The sequence below is a fragment of the Acinetobacter amyesii genome (assembly GCF_002018365.1).
In the GTDB taxonomy this organism is placed as follows: Bacteria; Pseudomonadota; Gammaproteobacteria; order Pseudomonadales; family Moraxellaceae; genus Acinetobacter; species Acinetobacter amyesii.
In genome coordinates this window covers 114,106-131,640 of the sequence record NZ_MVKX01000010.1, presented here as the reverse complement: position 1 = coordinate 131,640, position 17,535 = coordinate 114,106, and the positions used below count along the sequence as shown (strand labels likewise).

Here is a 17,535-nt window from a genome sequence, read left to right as displayed (position 1 = left end):
ACCTTTAAATTGAAGTAGAAAAACGAATTACCATTGACGACGACGTTTGGTATAGACGTAACTGGCCAACAAGAAACCTAAAATCACGCCAACACCAAGTGTGGTCCCGCCATATAAAAACATCTGCGCGCTACGTTCACTTTGTAGCACTTGTACTTGTACGCCCAAGCTATCATTTTTAAGTTGTAATTCTTGGTTTTGCGCCAAGGCTTCAAGGTTAGCTTTTTCTAACTGTTGTAAGCGTACAGATTGGTCTTTGACCATCGCTTTGACTTTGGCATCTTGCAGCGCTTTATTTTTTGCCAGTTGTTCAATGGTCAATGGATTTGCATCTTGAGGTTGACCATTAGGATTGACGGTTGCCGCCACTTTAATGATGCCCGGTTTATTGGCAGGAATGGTATGCGGCACAGGATTGGGAGGAGGTGTTGCAGTCGTTGCTTGAGCAGCAGGGGCTACAGCAGGTGCAGGAGCCGGTTCTTCAGCCCATGCAGTTGAACAAATTAAAGATAAGCCCAGTAAACTAGAAACAACGACGCGCATGAACCTTATCCTTTAGGAAATGCTTTGTTAAATGGTTTGACATCAATTTGGCCATAAACCCCTTCTTTGAGGAAAGGTTCATCTGCCAACCATTGGTCTAGGGCTTCACGACTATCAAAATCGACAATGATCGTACTGCCGTAAAAACCAGCTTGCGGGTTTGCCGGATCTTTAGGCATTGCACCTGCAACAATCAGACGACCTTCATCATCAAGTTTTTGTAGACGTTCAAGATGTTGAGGACGAACTGCAAGGCGCTTTTCCACTGTACCTTCATTATCTGTACAGCTTACGACGAATAATGGCATGACTTTTCCTGATTTTTGACCGAATGGATTATTCTGAGGTCTTAAAGTATTTACGTAATACAATAAACTGAATAATGATAAAGGAAAACATCACGATCATGTCACCAAAAGCAGTGAATTCACCCCAATATTTTCCGTCTGCAAACAAATAAGCGAAAAAGGTGTGTAAACATGACATCACCACGAACATTGCAGCCCATGCATAGTTCAATCGTTTCCAACCGACAGCGGTTAAATTTAAGACTGGACCAAATAAACGTTCGATGAGTGGTTTCTTATCTTTACTAAATAGTGGAGAAAGTAAAAACGCCCCAGCAAACACTAAGTTCAGTAAAACGGCTTTTAAACGAATATAAAAATCATCGCTTAGCATCAGGGTAATACCACCAAAAATCACGGTCATGAACAACACAATCCATTGTTGTTTATCTAGACGGAATTTTTGCATGACAAACAATGCACCATAAACCACAAGCATGGAAATGATGAGACCTGATGTTGCCACAAGAATGTTATTGTTATCGACACCCCCAGCAGAACCAATCAATTGTAATAATGGGTGCTGCGTATCTTTTGGATCTACAGTTTTATATAAATAAAAGAAAATAATGAGTGGCACAAAGTCTAAAAGTGCTTTCATGTTAGAGTATCTAAATCTGATCAAATAAATGACATAGTATAGAGATGCAAGGCGTAGATTTACATACACACAGTAATATTTCTGATGGTACTTTGTCACCAGAGGCTTTGGTGCAGGCCGCAAGTGCTATCGGCATTCATACGCTGGCTTTAACTGATCACGATACGATGGACGGATTGTTGGCAGCAGAGCAGGTCGCGCATGAATTAAAGCTGCACTTAATCTCTGGTGTGGAGATTTCTAGCCAGTGGTCGAGACCTGCGACCAAAAAAAGTTATGGTGTGCATATCGTCGCTTTAAATATGCAAAATCCTGCGCCCTTACAAGCCTTATTGATGGATCAAAAGCGTATTCGAGCGGAACGTGCTCGGCAGATTTGTGACTTACTGATACCGTTAATTGGTCAAGATATTTATAGCGATGTGATTGCCAAAGTCGACCATATTCCAGATCGGGTAACACGTACCCATATTGCCAAAACTTTGGTGGAAAAGGGTGTGGTTTCACGTCCACAACAAGCTTTTGATAAATATATTAAAGAAGGTAAAAAAGCCTTTGTAAAATTTGAAGGTCCAAGTCTTACTGAAACCATTGAGATCATTCATGCCAGTGGTGGCTTTGCAGTGTTGGCGCATCCGACACGTTATGATTTATCTGCGACCAATATTCGTTATTTGATCGAAATCTTTGCTGAAGCAGGCGGTGATGCGGTGGAGTTACCACCGGCAATTGAGCCATTATCGACTCGTCAAATGGTGGATCGCATGATTGCGGCCTTTAACTTAAAAGTTTCTGTTGGCAGTGATTTTCATGGTGACAATATGCCATGGATTAAACTCGGCAATATCCCTCGAGTGAAAGAGGGGCAAATTGGAATTTGGGAGAGTTTTGCTTAAAGCCTTGCGCAATGATTGCTCTCACTTACAAATTTTCGATGTACAAAAAGTGTGCGCAAGGCTATGTAAGCGAGGGTTTAGACGCAGTGATCAATTACAGTAAATTATGATCTTTGGCTTGAATCGGTGGTGGGGTGGGTTTTCCTAGAGTTCCTAGAAGTTCAATTTCAATAGTTCGCACCATCGAGTCCAATGGAAGGTCATTACTTTGTGTACCGAAGGGTTCTTCTATCTCTGAACTCAGCGCATCTAAGCCTAAAAAGGTATAGGCCAAAATCCCGACCAAAAGGGGAGTTGCGAGACCTAGAGTAGAACCCAAGCTAAACGGCAAGACAAAACAGAAAAAATAAACGGTTCGATTTAGCAAGACTGAATAAGCAAACGGTAATGGCGTGGTGGCAATACGGTCACAGCCGGTTTGTACGGTGCTGAGTTCCATCACATGCTGATTCATCTGGGTATAAATAATATCTGAAATTTCACCATCTTTGAGTGCTTGCATGAGCTCCCATTGAATCAAACTCAACGTGTACTGCGGTGCATTGGCTTGTTGGTATAACTGGGTGATGGCATTCGCACTCATGCCGCTGGTTTCAACCAGTTCTGTGGGATTGGCAGTTTGATGGCGGAGTCGGTCACGTAAAACATTGGCAAAGACAATCACATGTTGAATCACACGTTCACGACGGCCTTGACTGAGTAAACGGCAGTCACGGTCAAAATGGCGCGCGTTGGCAATCAAAATGCCCCATAAACGCCGAGCTTCCCACCAACGGTCATAGCAGGCTGAGTTTTTAAAGCCTAAGAAAATCGACAGCACAACACCGATTAGGGTAAAGCCGACCAAAGGAAATTCGGTAAAATGGAAGATATCGACATAGGATAAGCCGCCCACAATGGCAGACAGCAACATAACGATCCCGAGCGGCGGTAAAACCTTAGGTAAAATCGTTCCTCGCCAAGAAAATAGCAGTTTAAAAATACTCGGTTGGTCACGGACGATCATGTTCGAATGATAATTTCTAGTTTTAAAAAATTATGATGATCTTCGGGTTTGCTCAAGCACTTGTCAATAACTGTTTCATGCAGATGAGTGTGCTCGGAGCAAGCCATGTTCAGCAAAGGAAAAACTCCCTTCTGTTGAGATAATGCAATGATCAATCAGTCGAATTTCCACCAGCTGACAAGCCTGCTGAATGAGTCGAGTCAATTCAAGATCGGCAGCAGAAGGTTCTGCACGACCGAAAGGATGATTATGTGCAATGACGATACTGCTGGCGTGTTCAGAAATGGCATAACGCAGCAGTTGATTGATGGAAATTTCACAGGTATTGAGGCTGCCATAAAAAAGTTTTTTAAAGTTTATTTTTCTTAAATGCGCATCTAGACAAAGCACGCCAAAGACTTCTTGACGCTCCGATAAAAATTCAAAGCGAAGAAATTTTTGCAATTGTTCAGAATGTTGCAAGTGTAAGGCTTCATTTTGAAAATGCTGACTCACATAGCGTTTACCGAGTTCTTTTACCGCCATGAGCTGCGCATATTTACTATTTCCGATGCCATGAAACTGGCGTAAATCCTCAAGTGACGCATCCATTAGCGCTTGCAACTGACCAAAATGTTGAATCAAAAGTCGTGCGAGTTCGACAGCAGAGTGCTGCTGGGAACCAGAGCGTAGGAAAATAGCCAGTAGCTCAGCATCGGATAAACTTTGTGCGCCTTGTTGAATCAGGCGCTCACGTGGACGCTCTTGTTCAGGCCAATTTTTAATTGAATTATTCATTATTCTTAGACTTTTTTATTATCAGTCAATCGGCTTTTTCGCAGCAGATTGTTGGGTCAGTGCATATTTAATGCTATTGTGAGCGCCACTGCAACAGATAGGTAGCCTGTTCGTGAGCTTTGATTTAAGTGTAATGCCCACAAAAAATATTCTTTTAGGTGTCACTGGTGGTATCGCAGCCTATAAAAGTGCCATTCTTGTCCGTCGGTTAAAAGATGCCGGATTTGATGTGCGCGTGGTGATGACTCAAGGTGCGCAAGCCTTTGTGACCCCGCTAACGTTTCAGGCGCTTTCAGGCAACCCTGTGCATACTGAATTACTCAATCCCGAAGCAGAAGCGGGTATGGGGCATATTGAATTGGCACGTTGGGCTGATTTGGTATTGGTTGCTCCTGCAAGTTGCGACACGCTGGCAAAATTTGCGGCGGGTTTAGCAGATGACCTTCTTTCTACACTTTATCTTGCAACAAAAGCACCCGTCTGGGTTGCCCCTGCGATGAATCAGCAAATGTGGGCAGCCAAAGCGACACAGCGTAATTTAAATACACTGGTTGAAGATGGCGTACATGTGATCATGCCCGATGCCGGCTCTCAAGCCTGTGGAGATGTGGGCTTAGGACGTATGCCTGAGCCAGAAGACTTGGCGGATCAAGTGACGGCCTATTTTCATCAAGCACAGCGAGCTATTGCTGAAAAATTTGGCATGCTTGCCGGTAAACATGTGGCGATTACAGCTGGTCCTACACGTGAGTCGATAGATCCTGTACGTTATATTTCCAACCACAGCACAGGTAAAATGGGGTTCGCACTGGCAGCGGCTTGTTATGCGGCTGGGGCTAAAGTTACGCTGATCGCAGGACCTGTCAGTTTAGATACACCAAATGGTGTGCGACGGATTAATGTGCAGTCTGCAATTAAAATGTTAGAGACCAGTCTGCAAATGTTGGATGAAGGCTGTGATATTTTTATCGCAACAGCAGCTGTTGCTGATTATCGCGTGGCAGAAGTTGCAGAGCATAAAATCAAAAAAGCTGGCGATGAACTCAATGTGGCTTTAATTAAAAATCCAGATATCGTTGCAACGATTGCGCAGCAGTCAAAACGTCCATTTATGGTGGGATTTGCTGCTGAGACACGCAATGTCGAAGAGTATGCTGCAGGCAAACTTGTGGCGAAAAAACTCGATATGATTGCGTGCAATGATGTTTCACGTAAAGACATTGGTTTTGCTTCAGATGAAAATGCCATGACGGTGTTCTTCGCCGATCAATATCAAATGGAAAAGCGTGATTTAGAGAAGGCATCCAAACAAGAAATTGCACAGCAATTGGTGGAAGCCATACATGATGCGCTACATCATGAGCCTGAAACGGACGATGAATAATTTCAGTTGATGCCTTAAAAATCCCCGCAATGTTCGGGGATTTTTTTATGGCGCCTTTACGATGTTTTATTTCAGGATTTATATTGAAGAGATCACAATAGGATCGATTTCATATTGAAAATATGAAGGCTAGGAAACAACTACCAAAATGGTCATTTTCAACAAAAATATGTCAGCAATAGACCAAGGCTGTCAGTGTTTTAAAACAGCAAAAATGCAATTTAAGTGATTGATATCAAAATTAAATATAAAATTGAGAAATCTCGATAATTTGGCTTGTACTGTGTGTTTTATTGGCTATTATGAAGCAAACAATGAGGAATGTTTGGATCGCAATCTGTGATCGGTCTGACTTTTTCATCAAGAATAAATGCATCATGGGGGATGCAATATGTTTCGATGGCTCACCATTTTTTTACTGTTGAGTTTGGCTGGTTGTAGCTATTTTGTCTCGACAGATGAATTATCTCGGCAGATTGAGCAGCAGATGCAGCACGAGTTTGATCAGAATCCAGATTATCGGCAGTACCATTTACGGATTCAAAATATAAAAGTGTTAGAGCGTAAGGGATTAAGCTTTAAGGCTCAGGCGACATTGCAATACGATGGTCAGCCTTATACAGTTTTGGTCGATATTTACAAAGACCTGCAAGGCTATGCATGGAAAATAGATGAAGAACAATTTGCCTTCATTGACGAAGCTGAAATTGCAAAATATCAGGCGCAGTTAGATCAAGAGTTGAATCATTTGGTTGAAGAATTGGAACAACCAACCGAAGAGGTTGAGCCTGTTACATCGGCGCCTGAGAGCTATGTGGGTTTACGTGAGGAAGAAGATCCATCCGATTATCAATGGACTGGCTATGATGATGAGCCTTTTCCCAAAGGGAACATTACGGTCAATAGTCATTGAGTGATGATGTGACTGTTTAGATGATTTAGCTGAGTTGTAACGATGTTGCCAAACACGTACTTTGTGAGGCATGAAAATAAAAAAGCCCGCAAAATAGCGGGCTTTTACTTTTATAGGATTAATCTTCTAAAACGACTTTCGGATGATCACGTAAATAGTCTTCTGTACGTTGCATTGCATCTTTAATATTTTGGATGGCATTTTCCACATCGGCAAAGGTTTTGGCATTGCCACCACTTAAAGCCTGACGCCATTTTCGAGCACCTGGTAGATTTTGGAATAAACCTAAAATATGACGGGTAATGATAGAAAGCGGCGCACCTTCTTCCATACGTTTAGCAATATATGGCAGCATCTGATCGATAATATCGAAACGGTTGGGTAATTCGAGATCCCAAAGCTGACCGATCTCAGCCAATAAGTACGGGTTGTGATAAGCCTCACGGCCAATCATCACGCCATCAACATGTTGTAAATGTTGCTGTGTTTCAGCAAAGGTTTTCACCCCGCCATTAATTTCGATCAATAAATTTGGACGTTCTTGTTTCAGACGATAAACATCTTCATAACGTAAAGGTGGCACATCACGGTTTTCTTTTGGCGACAACCCTTGCAGCAGAGCAATACGGGCATGCACGATAAAATTGTCACAGCCAGTCTTTGCCACGGTATCAACAAAATGCAGCATTTCTTCATAAGACTGCATGTCATCAATCCCGATACGGTGTTTCACGGTCACTGGAATATCAACAGCATTTCGCATTTCAGCAATACATTCAGCCACCAAATCAGGCTCTGCCATCAAGCATGCGCCAATTTTATTGTTCTGAACGCGGTCACTCGGACAGCCGACATTGAGGTTTACTTCATCATAGCCCCAGTCCTGTGCCATCTTGGTACAGGTCGCTAAATCTTTAGGGTTTGAACCGCCTAGCTGTAACACAATCGGGTGTTCTTCGTTGTTATAGTCCAAATGACGATTGGCACCGCCAAATAAAATCGCACCTGTGGTGACCATCTCGGTGTAGAGAATCACATTGGGATTAAACAAGCGTGCAAAGAAACGATAGTCACGAGTCGTCCAATCCATCATCGGCGCAACACTGATTCGAGGATTCTGTGTGTTACTTGGTTTTGATAAAATACTCATTGAAAATCAACCTATTGAATCAGTGTTGTGCTGAATTTATTTGCATCTATTTCATCTTTTTTTGCTCTTTTTAAAATTTGATTTACGCCATAAATACGCCATAATAAGTAAAAATATCATAAGGCGTAAAAATGGGTACAATCACGCAGCGTAAGTTAGTCAATGGATCAATACGCTATCGTGCTGAAATTCGAATCAATCGAAAAGATTTACCAATATATAAAGAAAGTAAAACATTTGGATCGAAGAAAGTTGCAGCAATTTGGTTAGCAAAAAGGGAAGCTGAAATAGAAGAAAATCCTGAAATTTTGTTTGGTCAAGAAGATGTAATAGATCTAACTCTTTCTAACGCTATTTCGAAATATTTGGCGGAAGTGGGAGCTGAGTATGGACGAACTAAAACATATTCACTCAAACTTATTCAGAAGTTTCCAATCGCGCGGCATGTTATCACAAAAATTAAATCGACTCATATTGCGGAACATGTAGCTCTACGCAAAAAAGGCATTGAAGATCTAGGACTCGTTCCTGTTGCATCTAGTACACTCCAGCATGAGTTGTTACATATTAGAGGGGTGCTATCTCATGCAGCGGTGATGTGGGATATAGATATTGATCTAAATGCCTTTGACAAAGCGACAGCGCAATTACGAAAAACACGCCAAATTTCTTCAAGTCAGAAAAGAGATAGGCTCCCGACCAATGATGAGCTGATGGCACTTACAAAATATTTTGTACAAAAATGGCGTAATCCGAACTATAGCTATCCAATGCATTTAATTATCTGGTTTGCGATCTACTCATGTAGACGTGAAGCGGAAATAACTCGAATGGAATTAAGTGATTTTGACAGGCATAACAACTCATGGAAAATACGTGATTTGAAAAACCCAACAGGCTCTAAAGGTAATCATAAAGAGTTTAATGTATTACCTCAGTGTGAAAAAATTATTGAGCTTTTATTGGAGAAGGAAGTTAGAGCTAGAATGTTGAAAAGAGGCTATGGCGATGAATATCTGATACCTCTTAGTCCAAAAACAATAGGTGGTGAATTTAGAAAAGCTTGTAAGCTTCTTGGAATAGATGATTTAAAATTCCATGATTTGAGACATGAGGGATGTACCCGCTTAGCTGAGCAAGGATTCACTATCCCCCAGATACAGCAAATTAGTTTGCACGATTCATGGGGGAGTTTGGAAAGATATGTATCTGTTAAGCAAAGAAAACAGACCCTTAATTTTGAGAAGTTGTTAGAGCTCCCTTCGTAAAAGTTTCATACTCTTTGGCTTGTTCGTTGTAACGTTTGTTGAGGACAAAAGCTAAGTCAATAATATCAACTAAATATGGTGATTTTTGACTTTCATCTATTTTGTAGCAAATAAATGGAAACTCCCTTTTTCTAGCTTTTTCTAATAGTTTTGCTTTACTTAGATGAGGGTAATACATGGCTCCTACTTGTTCTAGAGTTGGGGTCATTGTTTTAAACTGCATGAATAAGTAATCGGGTAAATTCATTTTTCCAGTTTTCATCTTTAAATCTCCTAAAGTTACGTACTAAATTTTCAGAATTATTCGTATCCGTATGAGTTACGTATATAGCTAATAAATTCATTGAAATAATTGTAAAAGATAAGAAACCATAAATAATGATGAAATAAAGGTAACTTTTTTACTCATAGGATGATCATGTCAAAAACTCCAGAAATTCAGATTAGTGTAATAAAACTTTTAGACTACCTTTACTTCTATGACATTGTTGCAATGGAAACCTTTTCCGAAGAAAAATTAGAGTTTTATAGAGACATTTCCTACTCATTAAATTTAATTACTCAGCAGCGACAATATGGCGGATTGAGGGCCGAACACTATAAGCATTTATTGTTATGTGGAATTGACCTAAATGTTTCGAATTTGAGGGATCCAATAGAATCATTAGTGGATGACAATGAGAGTTTTATTCGTGCTTTGAATGAGAAGTTATGTTCACAAGTTGTGAAGGCTAGTTTTGGTTTAGGTGAATTTGAAGAAGACTTAAATAGTTTGCTAGATCAATACTCAATAGCTCTGATGGACAGTGCTTTATACTATAAAATTGTTAGTCAGTTTCTTTGCTATGAATTTGATAATATAACTATTGGTGTACTCATCAAATTTTTGGATTCTGATTTTTTAACATTAGGAAAATATAAAAAAGAATATCAAAATAATAGTTGTGAAATTACTCAACATTTTTTAGATAAGCTCTTTTTTAGAGCAATGTTGTATTTGGAGTTCGAAACATTTAAAAATGAGCTCCTTAGGCAAAGCCAAGAATATAAAAAATACATAGATTTTAATAATTTGGATGATGCTGAAAGAATAGCATTGTCAATGCTAAGTAGATCAAAAGCAAAAGCCCTTAAAGATATTGATTTTGTAAAAATTTCAGAAATAGATCTGTTTAATAAGAATGCCTTAAAAGATTATGTAATCAACATTGAATCAAGATTAGGTCATAGTGCTATTTTTTCAGATACCCTAGCTAATTGGATAAGTCTGTTGGGTGCTTGGCACTTAATGTGCGTTAAAAAAACAAATTTAGATAAAACATTGTATAGGGAAACGCCTGTAAGTATTCACAAAGCTGAAATAGCTTGTTCAGAAATAGCGAATAAGGAAATGCTCACCTATGGGTTCTCTACTTCTGAAAGGAATTTGCGTGATTGGCATAATCTTGTTTATAAGGCTTATGAGTCAATTCGAATATTAGTAAATGAAATTAATGAAGAAAAGCTTTATGGAATTTTAGAACCCATACTCACAGATTACTTCTTTTATGATCCAATGATTGGTGAAGCTGCGAAGAATGCTTTTGATGAATTTCATGCTAGTTTAAAGAAGTAGTTATTATTTGTATGATTCAAATGTAACTTTAGAACTCAACCTAATCAAATAGGCTGAGTTCTATGAATTTGAAATATGTTGTCAATCGTATAAAGGTTTTCCTATTGGTGACATACACTCATTAGCAAAGCACTCATTAATAAGTTTTTCAATTATACGTTCTTCACTTAGATTATATTTTAATGCTAGGGTCTCAAGTGATTCTTTAGCCTTTTTTGTAAGCGCGTAATAGTTGGTTTTCTTAACCTTTTTCTCTTCCCGATGCTTTTTTTGATACCAAGCATTACTGAGCTTTTTGCGAAGTGCATAGTGAATATTCTCATTTTCTATATAGATAAGGTCAAATATTGAGTTAATGAGTATTTCGTATTCGGATATTTCTACTGATTCTTTTTTGTATCTACGGAACTCTGGATTTTCATTGATATATTGCTTTGCCCAAATAAAAAAATCAGTATTTGCAAATTTAAAATGCGTATTAAACTTAGAATACACTCTATCGAAATCTATATGTAGAGCTTCTATCCTTCTAGGATTTTCAAAAAAATGTGGAGATGTATAAGCCATATAAAGGAACTTATAATAAAGGTTTTTGATTTGACGAATTTTCCGTTCGCCTATTTGAGAACACATGCTTTCGCAAGCAAAGTTTAGGAATCTCTGGTTACTTGCTATTTGTGAATATTCAATCATCGAACTCATAATTGATTGTCTATGGTTTTTTAAGTCGTATAGAAAATCATCGATAGTTCTGGCATCTTCCTCCTCAAAATAATCGATCACGATTTTTTTAATCGCTTTAAGTTTTTCTATGCAATTCAGAATTTCAATTTCTGCGTCAAGGACATGGTATTTATCAGCTGAACTACGATGAATATCTGGGTGTTTAAACACATGCAGAACCCATATCAAATCCTCATCACGGAGTTGAGTTAAATAAGACTTAAGATCATTTAAAGCTGCATAGTTGTTCATGTAATATCCTTTTTATGGAAAGCTTACGTCAAACTTTAGATAAATAAATCAATAGCTTCTAGTAATTTTTTCGTGTTTTTTTGCATTATTTTGCATTATTTTTTTAAATGCTTTTCATACGTTCTAATGAATGCTAAAACGGTTCCAAGCCCCTGTTGAAGGAGAAGTCATTGATTGAGTTTTTGGGAAATTTGTATATGGGAAGTTAGGTGTTGAAAAATTAGGAAAGGTAATGAGTTGAGTTGAAAAAGTGACACATAACTTTTTTTACATCTGATATTTTTTTGTATAGGAGAATGAGTCAGACTGTTTGGGCTAATGCATAGCCAGAAACCCTGAAGCAGCATTTTATTTCACGTATCTTTTATGCGGATTTTAAATTTTAGTGTGCAGGTTATTAATATTATTAATTAATAATCCTTAGATAATATGTATATAAATCAAATTTATACAGATTATTAATTTTATATGAAGGTATATCATATGAGAAATAGGAATGTGTAGATCTAGATTATTGATTGAAATAGAAGATAAGACCAAAGCGTGGGTCAAAACAAAAAAAGAGTCACTAAATTTCTATACAGAATTTACAAGGCTATTGGTAGATTTTGATCGGGCATATTGTGGATCATATTGTTACTTTGGTTATATCAATGCTTGGTGCGACTTGTTGGAAGAACATGATATTCATGGTTTAGGTACGGCACAGGTTGAAGTTGTCTTAAGGAATAAAACTTTTGAAGAGTATCAGAGCTATTTCAAAGGCTATCGTTCGCAATACCGTAAAGATATTCGAAGACACCGTGCAAATGAGGTTAGAAATACAAAGTCATTTTTAAAAAAAATAGAAAAAGCAATACAGGTTTACTCTAAGTCTGAAGTGGTTAGAGTGGATCTTTCCTATCTCAAGGACTGTCATGATCTCATTGATATTGAAAATTTTTACGATGATATTGGTAAATTCCGAAAGGAAATATCTAAACGTGAAGGGTTGTTCAACAACTTGGTTGATTATGCATGGGCTTTAGAGCAAGGGGCTGATAAGGGCTACCATTGTCATTTGTTATTAATCTTCAACGGTCATAAGCATCAGAATGGATGGGCTATTGCAGAGCAGCTTGGAAAGCTGTGGAAACAGCTTACAGCCGGACAGGGACACCATTTTAATTGCCATGACACTGAGCAAATAAAAAGATACGCAAGTCTGGGTATTTTAGGTATAGGAAAAATACATCGTGATTGTTCCAGAGAGGTGGAGAAATTGTGTAATGCTGGTGCATACCTTGTTAATCCTGAGAAAGAAGATCAGTATCTTAGGGTGAAACATAAAGCAAGAATGCGTACTTTCCAATGATCCCAAAAAATCATAGATATACATCATTAACATGAACGAAGAATGTTTATTTCCCACTGACATTCAAAAACAGAGGCTTGCCATGCGGTAAGCCTTTTTTCATTTTTGAGGTATATCTTATGAGTATCAATTGTCCTTACTGTTTTTCTGAGCAAATTGTTCAAGTGGTGAATCAGCAAGTAGGTGGTCCTGCTAGTACTGGCATAGCTACATCGGCCTCGCTTGCAACGATTGGAGCAACGTTATCTAAATCACTACCTTTACCTCTATCTCCTATGCTTGGCGGTCTAGCTGGTGCAGTGATTGGCGGGCTGTTCGGTAGCATGTTTGATGAGCCTCCAAAGCCAGCAGTGTTGACTTATTTTCATTGTAATCATTGTCAGCAGAACTTTCGCTGAAGCAGCATAAGAGATTAGAACAATGGCACATCAAATTGAACAAATGGCCTATGTAGGTGAAACCCCTTGGCATGGCTTAGGTAATCAACTCACTCAAAATCAGCCGATTGAAGTGTGGGCACAGCAGGCAGGGATGGATTGGAGGATTGAATCATCCAATGTCAGCTACATGGCTCAGAATGAACGTGGTCAAAGCATCATCATGCCCTTTGAAGAACAGCGAGTGCTGTATCGTTCAGATACCCATGCACCGTTATCCGTAGTCAGTCAGCGTTATCAGGAAGTACAGCCGAAAGAAATTTTGGAGTTCTACCGGGATTTAACAGAACAGTCAGGCTTTGAACTGGAAACCGCAGGCGTGCTCAAAGGCGGTAAGAAATTCTGGGCATTGGCACGTACAGGTCAAAGTACCGCACTAAAAGGTAAAGATATCAGTAATGGCTATATCTTGCTTGCGTCTGCTTGTGATGGAACCTTGGCGACCACTGCACAATTCACCAATATTCGTGTGGTGTGCAACAACACACTTGCCATAGCACTTAAGGGAGCCAATGCAAATGCAGGTGTGGTGAAAGTGCCACATAGCACTAAATTTGATGCAGAGAAAGTCAAACAGCAGTTAGGTGTTTCAGTACGTGCATGGGATGAACACATGTATGAAATGAAGCAACTGACACAACGTAAAGTCAGTCAGCAAGAAGCCGCAGCTTACTTTGATGCCGTGTTCAACAACAGCACCATGTCGATACAAGATCCTGAAGAAAACATCATTCAGTTCTATCGCAATGTCGCGCAGCAAGCTCAGGAGAAAAAGCCTGAACCTAATGGTCGCGCCATGAATAAAGCTTTGGAGATGTTTAATGGTCAAGGTCGTGGTGCTGAATTGTCATCAGCTAAAGATACGGCTTATGGCTTACTGTGTTCGATCACGGAATTTGTGGATCATGAACGACGTGCCATGAGTACAGATCACCGTCTTGATTCAGCTTGGTTCGGTGCAGGTGCGGGGGTGAAACAACGAGGATTAGAGCAAGCACTTGCTTTGATCGCGTGAAATTAACTAACTCACTTATGTTGAAATCAAGTCACCCCAAACAAATGCTCATCAGAGCACTCATGTAACCCCTTTCAATTAAAACAGCAAACAAAAAGCCATACCCGACCTCGTGTCGGGTATGGCTTTTTTATGTATTTCTTTTACATAGATCAGAATTTATAAGGATAATTCCATGAATCAAATTGTATCTATTTCCCATCAGCCTACGATGGTAGGATCAAAGATCGTAGTTAATCCAAGCATCACCACCAAACGCTCAACAGCAGCCAAGCGATTGGTCAACACCAAAGGGATGGAATATCAGGATTGGCTTGAAGTTCGTAAACAAGGTATCGGTAGCAGTGATGCCGCGACTGCCTGTGGGCTTAATCCCTACATGTCGATGCTGGAACTCTGGCTGATCAAAACCGGACGGCAGGCTCAATCCATTGAAGATGAAAGTTCAGGTGTAGCACCGCTGTATTGGGGCAAGCAGCTGGAACCTTTGGTGGCAGAGTTCTATAGCATGCACACCCATAATAAGGTGCGACGGATCAATGCGGTACTTCAGCATCCTGATCCCGATAAACACTTTATGTTAGCCAATCTGGATTACAGCGTGGTCGGCAGTGATGAAGTCCAAATTTTGGAATGTAAAACAGCAGGTGAGCATGGAGCAAAGTTGTGGCGTGATGGTGTGCCTTTATACGTGCTTTGTCAGGTACAACATCAACTGGCGGTGACTGGTAAACAGGCAGCGCATGTTTGTGTCTTGATCTGTGGGCATGAAACCAAGATCTTCAAAGTGACACGATCAGAATCCGTGATTGAACATATTGTTCAAGCAGAACGATATTTCTGGGAATGCGTGGAAAAGGATACACCACCATCCGTGGATGCAAGTGAATCCGCAGCTAAAGCGATTCAACAACTTTATCCAGCACATGTACCTTTAACGGTAGAGGATCTCTCGCAAAATGAAAATGCCAATTTGATGTTTGATCAGCTCATCAAAATGAAAGAAGAGATTCAGCATAAGCAGGAACGCTTTGATCAGCTTAAACATGAAATTCAGATGATGATGCAAGACAAGGAAAGGGCGGTCTTTGCACATGGCTCGGTAGTCTGGAAGAAAGCTAAGGACTCTATCAGCCTCAATACCAAAGCATTGCTTCAGCACCAGCCTGAACTCATCGAGCTTTATCCACTTGAAAAGCAAGGCAGTCGTCGATTCAACATCTATACCGACTAAGCCCTATCTACAGCACTAAATCGAAAATTCACAAAAAACGCTCCCCGCTTTCTACCCTTCGGTAGAGAGCAAATCGGTCGCGATCTCTGTAGCACTTTATCTGGCTCTACATTCTTTGGGTAACTTATTAGGTCCTTGTTCCGACCTACATACATAGACTCAAATTAGTAAGGTAATACATTAAGGAATATCAACATGATTAAAGGTTTAGCAATTACTCCACCAATCCTGGGGCGTATCAGTATCGGCCGGATGATCGAGAAGAATGGCAAACGCCTACCGGAAAAGGATGACCAGTTCACCATTACTTCCCAGATTCAAAGCAAAGAAGGCTGGGTTAAACATCCACTGGATGATCAGCTGCGAGCGAATGCTCCGAATCAAAAGCTACGTTCAATCCCTGTCAGAATGATCTTTAATGATCCTGATTTAAACCTGCGTGCAGAATACAGCCTGTTTGACCGACAGACTGGAAGACCTGTCTGTGTCGGTAATGGAGAAACCTGCCAACGTTTAACCAATCAAGGCGTGGAGCAACTTCCCTGTCCATCCCCTGATTTATGTCCATTGGCTCAAGGAGGGAACTGCAAGCCCTACGGGCGTTTGCATGTGAACTTAGATGAATCGGATGAGTTTGGTACCTTCATCTTTAGAACCACTGGCTTTAATAGTATTCGGACTTTGGCAGCACGGTTGAACTATTACCATGCAGCATCAGGAGGCTTGTTGTCATGTCTACCCTTGCAATTGATATTGCGGGGCAAGAGTACGACACAGAGTTATCGTCAGCCGGTGTATTACGTGGATCTAACTTTAAGGGAAGGGATTAGCTTGAATGAAGCGATTATTCAGGCGAAGCAAATTGATGAACAGAGCAAGCAGGCTGGGTTTTATCAGGAAGCTTTAGACTTTACCGCAAGGAAGGGTTTTGGGAATGGAAGGATGGATGTGGATATAGAGGAAGGTTTGGATGTGGTTGAGGAGTTTTATCAGCTTGTTGAAGGCCAGCAGATTGAGGAAACGCAGCCTGAATTTAATATTCAGCAGGGATTGAAAGGATCAGTGACGGCTTTGAATTAAATCTAACAGGGTAAAACCTTACGAGATTGCCGTATCTCATGAGCGAGTTGCTCGAAATCATGAGATAGGAGTAAACATCATGAATGCATTTGTTGGTCAAACTTTCCCGATGAACTAGCTGATTAGTATCAAGCAGGTCGTAGAACTATTGGCTGGTCGGCTTGGGAAATTAATCAGTGGATTGAGGCTAAGCTAGCAAGTCGAGAATAAATGGGAGCTACGGTTCCCTTATTTTTTTGGCTAGTTTGTTTATCAATTTCCAATTTTCAGTAATCCCTGTCAGCTAAAATAGAAAAAATTATGGTTTGCAAGCAGAGAAAAATAACTACTATCTTGGAGTTTAGCGTTTTTTCCGATTCCGTATCCTCCATAGAGCCGCTTTCCGCCAATTAATATTGGTGAACCATTATTGATTAGAGCCAAGTACGTTGACAAAAATGGGTTTAACCCATCTCTAATAGTAGCCTAGCTGAGCACAATGTAATTTTAACTTGCAAAATGCTATGCAAATTCATAGATAATGTTATGCTCCTGACCAATATTGACACTCACAACAAGAGGCACAGCCATGATCCGCTGCCACCTCGCCCGAATGATGGGTGAACAAAAGTTGCGTATTGCCGACGTTGCCAGAGAGACGGGACTCAGTCGTGCTACTGTAACGTTGCTCTATAAAGAGACTGCTCAAAAAGTGGATTTAGACACGATAGAAAAAATCTGTCTGTTATTCGGTTGTGGCATTGGCGATCTGCTGGAGCTTCAGGCTCAGGGAGTTAAAGCCCAAGGAAAGGAATTGATGGATGCAGATCACTAGTACCACGCAAAATACCACGCTCATGAGCTCACGTGCCTTCACTCGGTGGACAGTGTAGATCGACTTTCACAATCCCTGTTCGACGTAACGGTAGATTTGAATCCTCATCAGATTGAAGCGACACTG

At 40.2% G+C, this 17,535-nt stretch carries 19 protein-coding genes; 11 read left to right on the top strand and 8 right to left on the bottom strand.

Annotated elements, in window-relative coordinates:
* Positions 1-27 precede the first annotated feature (27 nt).
* From B1202_RS14475 to B1202_RS14465, 3 genes are read right to left on the bottom strand one after another with little or no spacing between them, the layout of a single operon-like run.
* The gene (locus B1202_RS14475; RefSeq protein ID WP_078191313.1) at positions 28-543 is read right to left on the bottom strand and encodes a hypothetical protein; all 516 of its coding nucleotides are present in this window, start codon (positions 541-543) and stop codon (positions 28-30) included.
* 5 nt (positions 544-548) lie between these two features.
* Positions 549-851 (bottom strand): YciI family protein, encoded by a 303-nt coding sequence (locus B1202_RS14470; protein WP_078191312.1) that lies wholly within the window; start codon positions 849-851, stop codon positions 549-551.
* Between the two features lie 28 nt (positions 852-879).
* Complete coding sequence (locus B1202_RS14465; RefSeq protein ID WP_078191311.1) at positions 880-1,491, bottom strand: inner membrane-spanning protein YciB; 612 nt, start codon at positions 1,489-1,491, stop codon at positions 880-882.
* 44 nt (positions 1,492-1,535) lie between these two features.
* Between B1202_RS14465 and B1202_RS14460 the strand changes: the two genes are divergently transcribed.
* Positions 1,536-2,387 (top strand): PHP domain-containing protein, encoded by an 852-nt coding sequence (locus B1202_RS14460; protein WP_078191310.1) that lies wholly within the window; start codon positions 1,536-1,538, stop codon positions 2,385-2,387.
* 94 nt (positions 2,388-2,481) lie between these two features.
* On the opposite strand, the gene B1202_RS14455 is transcribed toward B1202_RS14460, so the two are convergent.
* Both B1202_RS14455 and radC read right to left on the bottom strand, forming a co-directional pair.
* Entirely contained in the window at positions 2,482-3,393 is a 912-nt protein-coding gene (locus B1202_RS14455; protein WP_078191309.1) for a bestrophin family protein, read from the bottom strand.
* Between the two features lie 75 nt (positions 3,394-3,468).
* A complete protein-coding gene (radC, locus tag B1202_RS14450; RefSeq protein WP_078191308.1) occupies positions 3,469-4,170 on the bottom strand; it encodes a RadC family protein in 702 nt (233 codons plus the stop codon).
* A gap of 112 nt (positions 4,171-4,282) precedes the next feature.
* On the opposite strand from radC, the gene coaBC reads away from it, so the two are divergent.
* Both coaBC and B1202_RS14440 read left to right on the top strand, forming a co-directional pair.
* Entirely contained in the window at positions 4,283-5,554 is a 1,272-nt protein-coding gene (gene coaBC / locus B1202_RS14445) for a bifunctional phosphopantothenoylcysteine decarboxylase/phosphopantothenate--cysteine ligase CoaBC (protein WP_078191307.1), read from the top strand.
* 391 nt (positions 5,555-5,945) lie between these two features.
* The gene (locus B1202_RS14440; RefSeq protein WP_078191306.1) at positions 5,946-6,467 is read left to right on the top strand and encodes an Asp-tRNA(Asn)/Glu-tRNA(Gln) amidotransferase subunit GatC; all 522 of its coding nucleotides are present in this window, start codon (positions 5,946-5,948) and stop codon (positions 6,465-6,467) included.
* Positions 6,468-6,585: 118 nt separating this feature from the next.
* Here B1202_RS14440 and dusA read toward each other — a convergent pair whose 3' ends face one another.
* Entirely contained in the window at positions 6,586-7,617 is a 1,032-nt protein-coding gene (gene dusA / locus B1202_RS14435) for a tRNA dihydrouridine(20/20a) synthase DusA (RefSeq protein WP_078191305.1), read from the bottom strand.
* Between the two features lie 131 nt (positions 7,618-7,748).
* Between dusA and B1202_RS14430 the strand changes: the two genes are divergently transcribed.
* Positions 7,749-8,885: a site-specific integrase gene (locus B1202_RS14430; protein ID WP_078191304.1), complete on the top strand. Its 1,137-nt coding sequence runs from the start codon at positions 7,749-7,751 to the stop codon at positions 8,883-8,885.
* Here B1202_RS14430 and B1202_RS14425 read toward each other — a convergent pair.
* The gene (locus tag B1202_RS14425) at positions 8,851-9,147 is read right to left on the bottom strand and encodes a pyocin activator PrtN family protein (RefSeq protein WP_078191303.1); all 297 of its coding nucleotides are present in this window, start codon (positions 9,145-9,147) and stop codon (positions 8,851-8,853) included. The genes B1202_RS14430 and B1202_RS14425 overlap by 35 nt on opposite strands.
* A 156-nt stretch (positions 9,148-9,303) precedes the next feature.
* Here B1202_RS14425 and B1202_RS14420 point away from each other — a divergent pair, with 156 nt between their 5' ends.
* Positions 9,304-10,500, top strand: a complete 1,197-nt coding sequence (locus tag B1202_RS14420; protein WP_078191302.1) for a hypothetical protein — start codon at positions 9,304-9,306, stop codon at positions 10,498-10,500.
* 81 nt (positions 10,501-10,581) lie between these two features.
* On the opposite strand, the gene B1202_RS14415 is transcribed toward B1202_RS14420, so the two are convergent.
* The gene (locus B1202_RS14415) at positions 10,582-11,475 is read right to left on the bottom strand and encodes a hypothetical protein (RefSeq protein ID WP_078191301.1); all 894 of its coding nucleotides are present in this window, start codon (positions 11,473-11,475) and stop codon (positions 10,582-10,584) included.
* A 514-nt stretch (positions 11,476-11,989) separates the two neighbouring features.
* Between B1202_RS14415 and B1202_RS14410 the strand changes: the two genes are divergently transcribed.
* From B1202_RS14410 to B1202_RS14380, 6 genes are all read left to right on the top strand, one after another.
* Positions 11,990-12,829, top strand: a complete 840-nt coding sequence (locus B1202_RS14410) for a YagK/YfjJ domain-containing protein (protein WP_228145171.1) — start codon at positions 11,990-11,992, stop codon at positions 12,827-12,829.
* A 119-nt stretch (positions 12,830-12,948) separates the two neighbouring features.
* Positions 12,949-13,227 carry a hypothetical protein gene (locus B1202_RS14405; protein ID WP_078191299.1) on the top strand — a complete coding sequence of 93 codons (279 nt, stop codon included), beginning with the start codon at positions 12,949-12,951 and terminating at the stop codon, positions 13,225-13,227.
* Positions 13,228-13,249: 22 nt separating this feature from the next.
* Positions 13,250-14,281: a DUF932 domain-containing protein gene (locus B1202_RS14400; RefSeq protein ID WP_078191298.1), complete on the top strand. Its 1,032-nt coding sequence runs from the start codon at positions 13,250-13,252 to the stop codon at positions 14,279-14,281.
* A 175-nt stretch (positions 14,282-14,456) separates the two neighbouring features.
* Entirely contained in the window at positions 14,457-15,515 is a 1,059-nt protein-coding gene (locus B1202_RS14395) for a YqaJ viral recombinase family protein (protein ID WP_078191297.1), read from the top strand.
* Positions 15,516-15,710: 195 nt separating this feature from the next.
* A complete protein-coding gene (locus B1202_RS14385) occupies positions 15,711-16,595 on the top strand; it encodes a hydrolase or metal-binding protein (RefSeq protein WP_078191296.1) in 885 nt (294 codons plus the stop codon).
* Between the two features lie 568 nt (positions 16,596-17,163).
* Positions 17,164-17,409, top strand: a complete 246-nt coding sequence (locus tag B1202_RS14380; protein WP_078191295.1) for a helix-turn-helix domain-containing protein — start codon at positions 17,164-17,166, stop codon at positions 17,407-17,409.
* Positions 17,410-17,535: the final 126 nt, after the last annotated feature.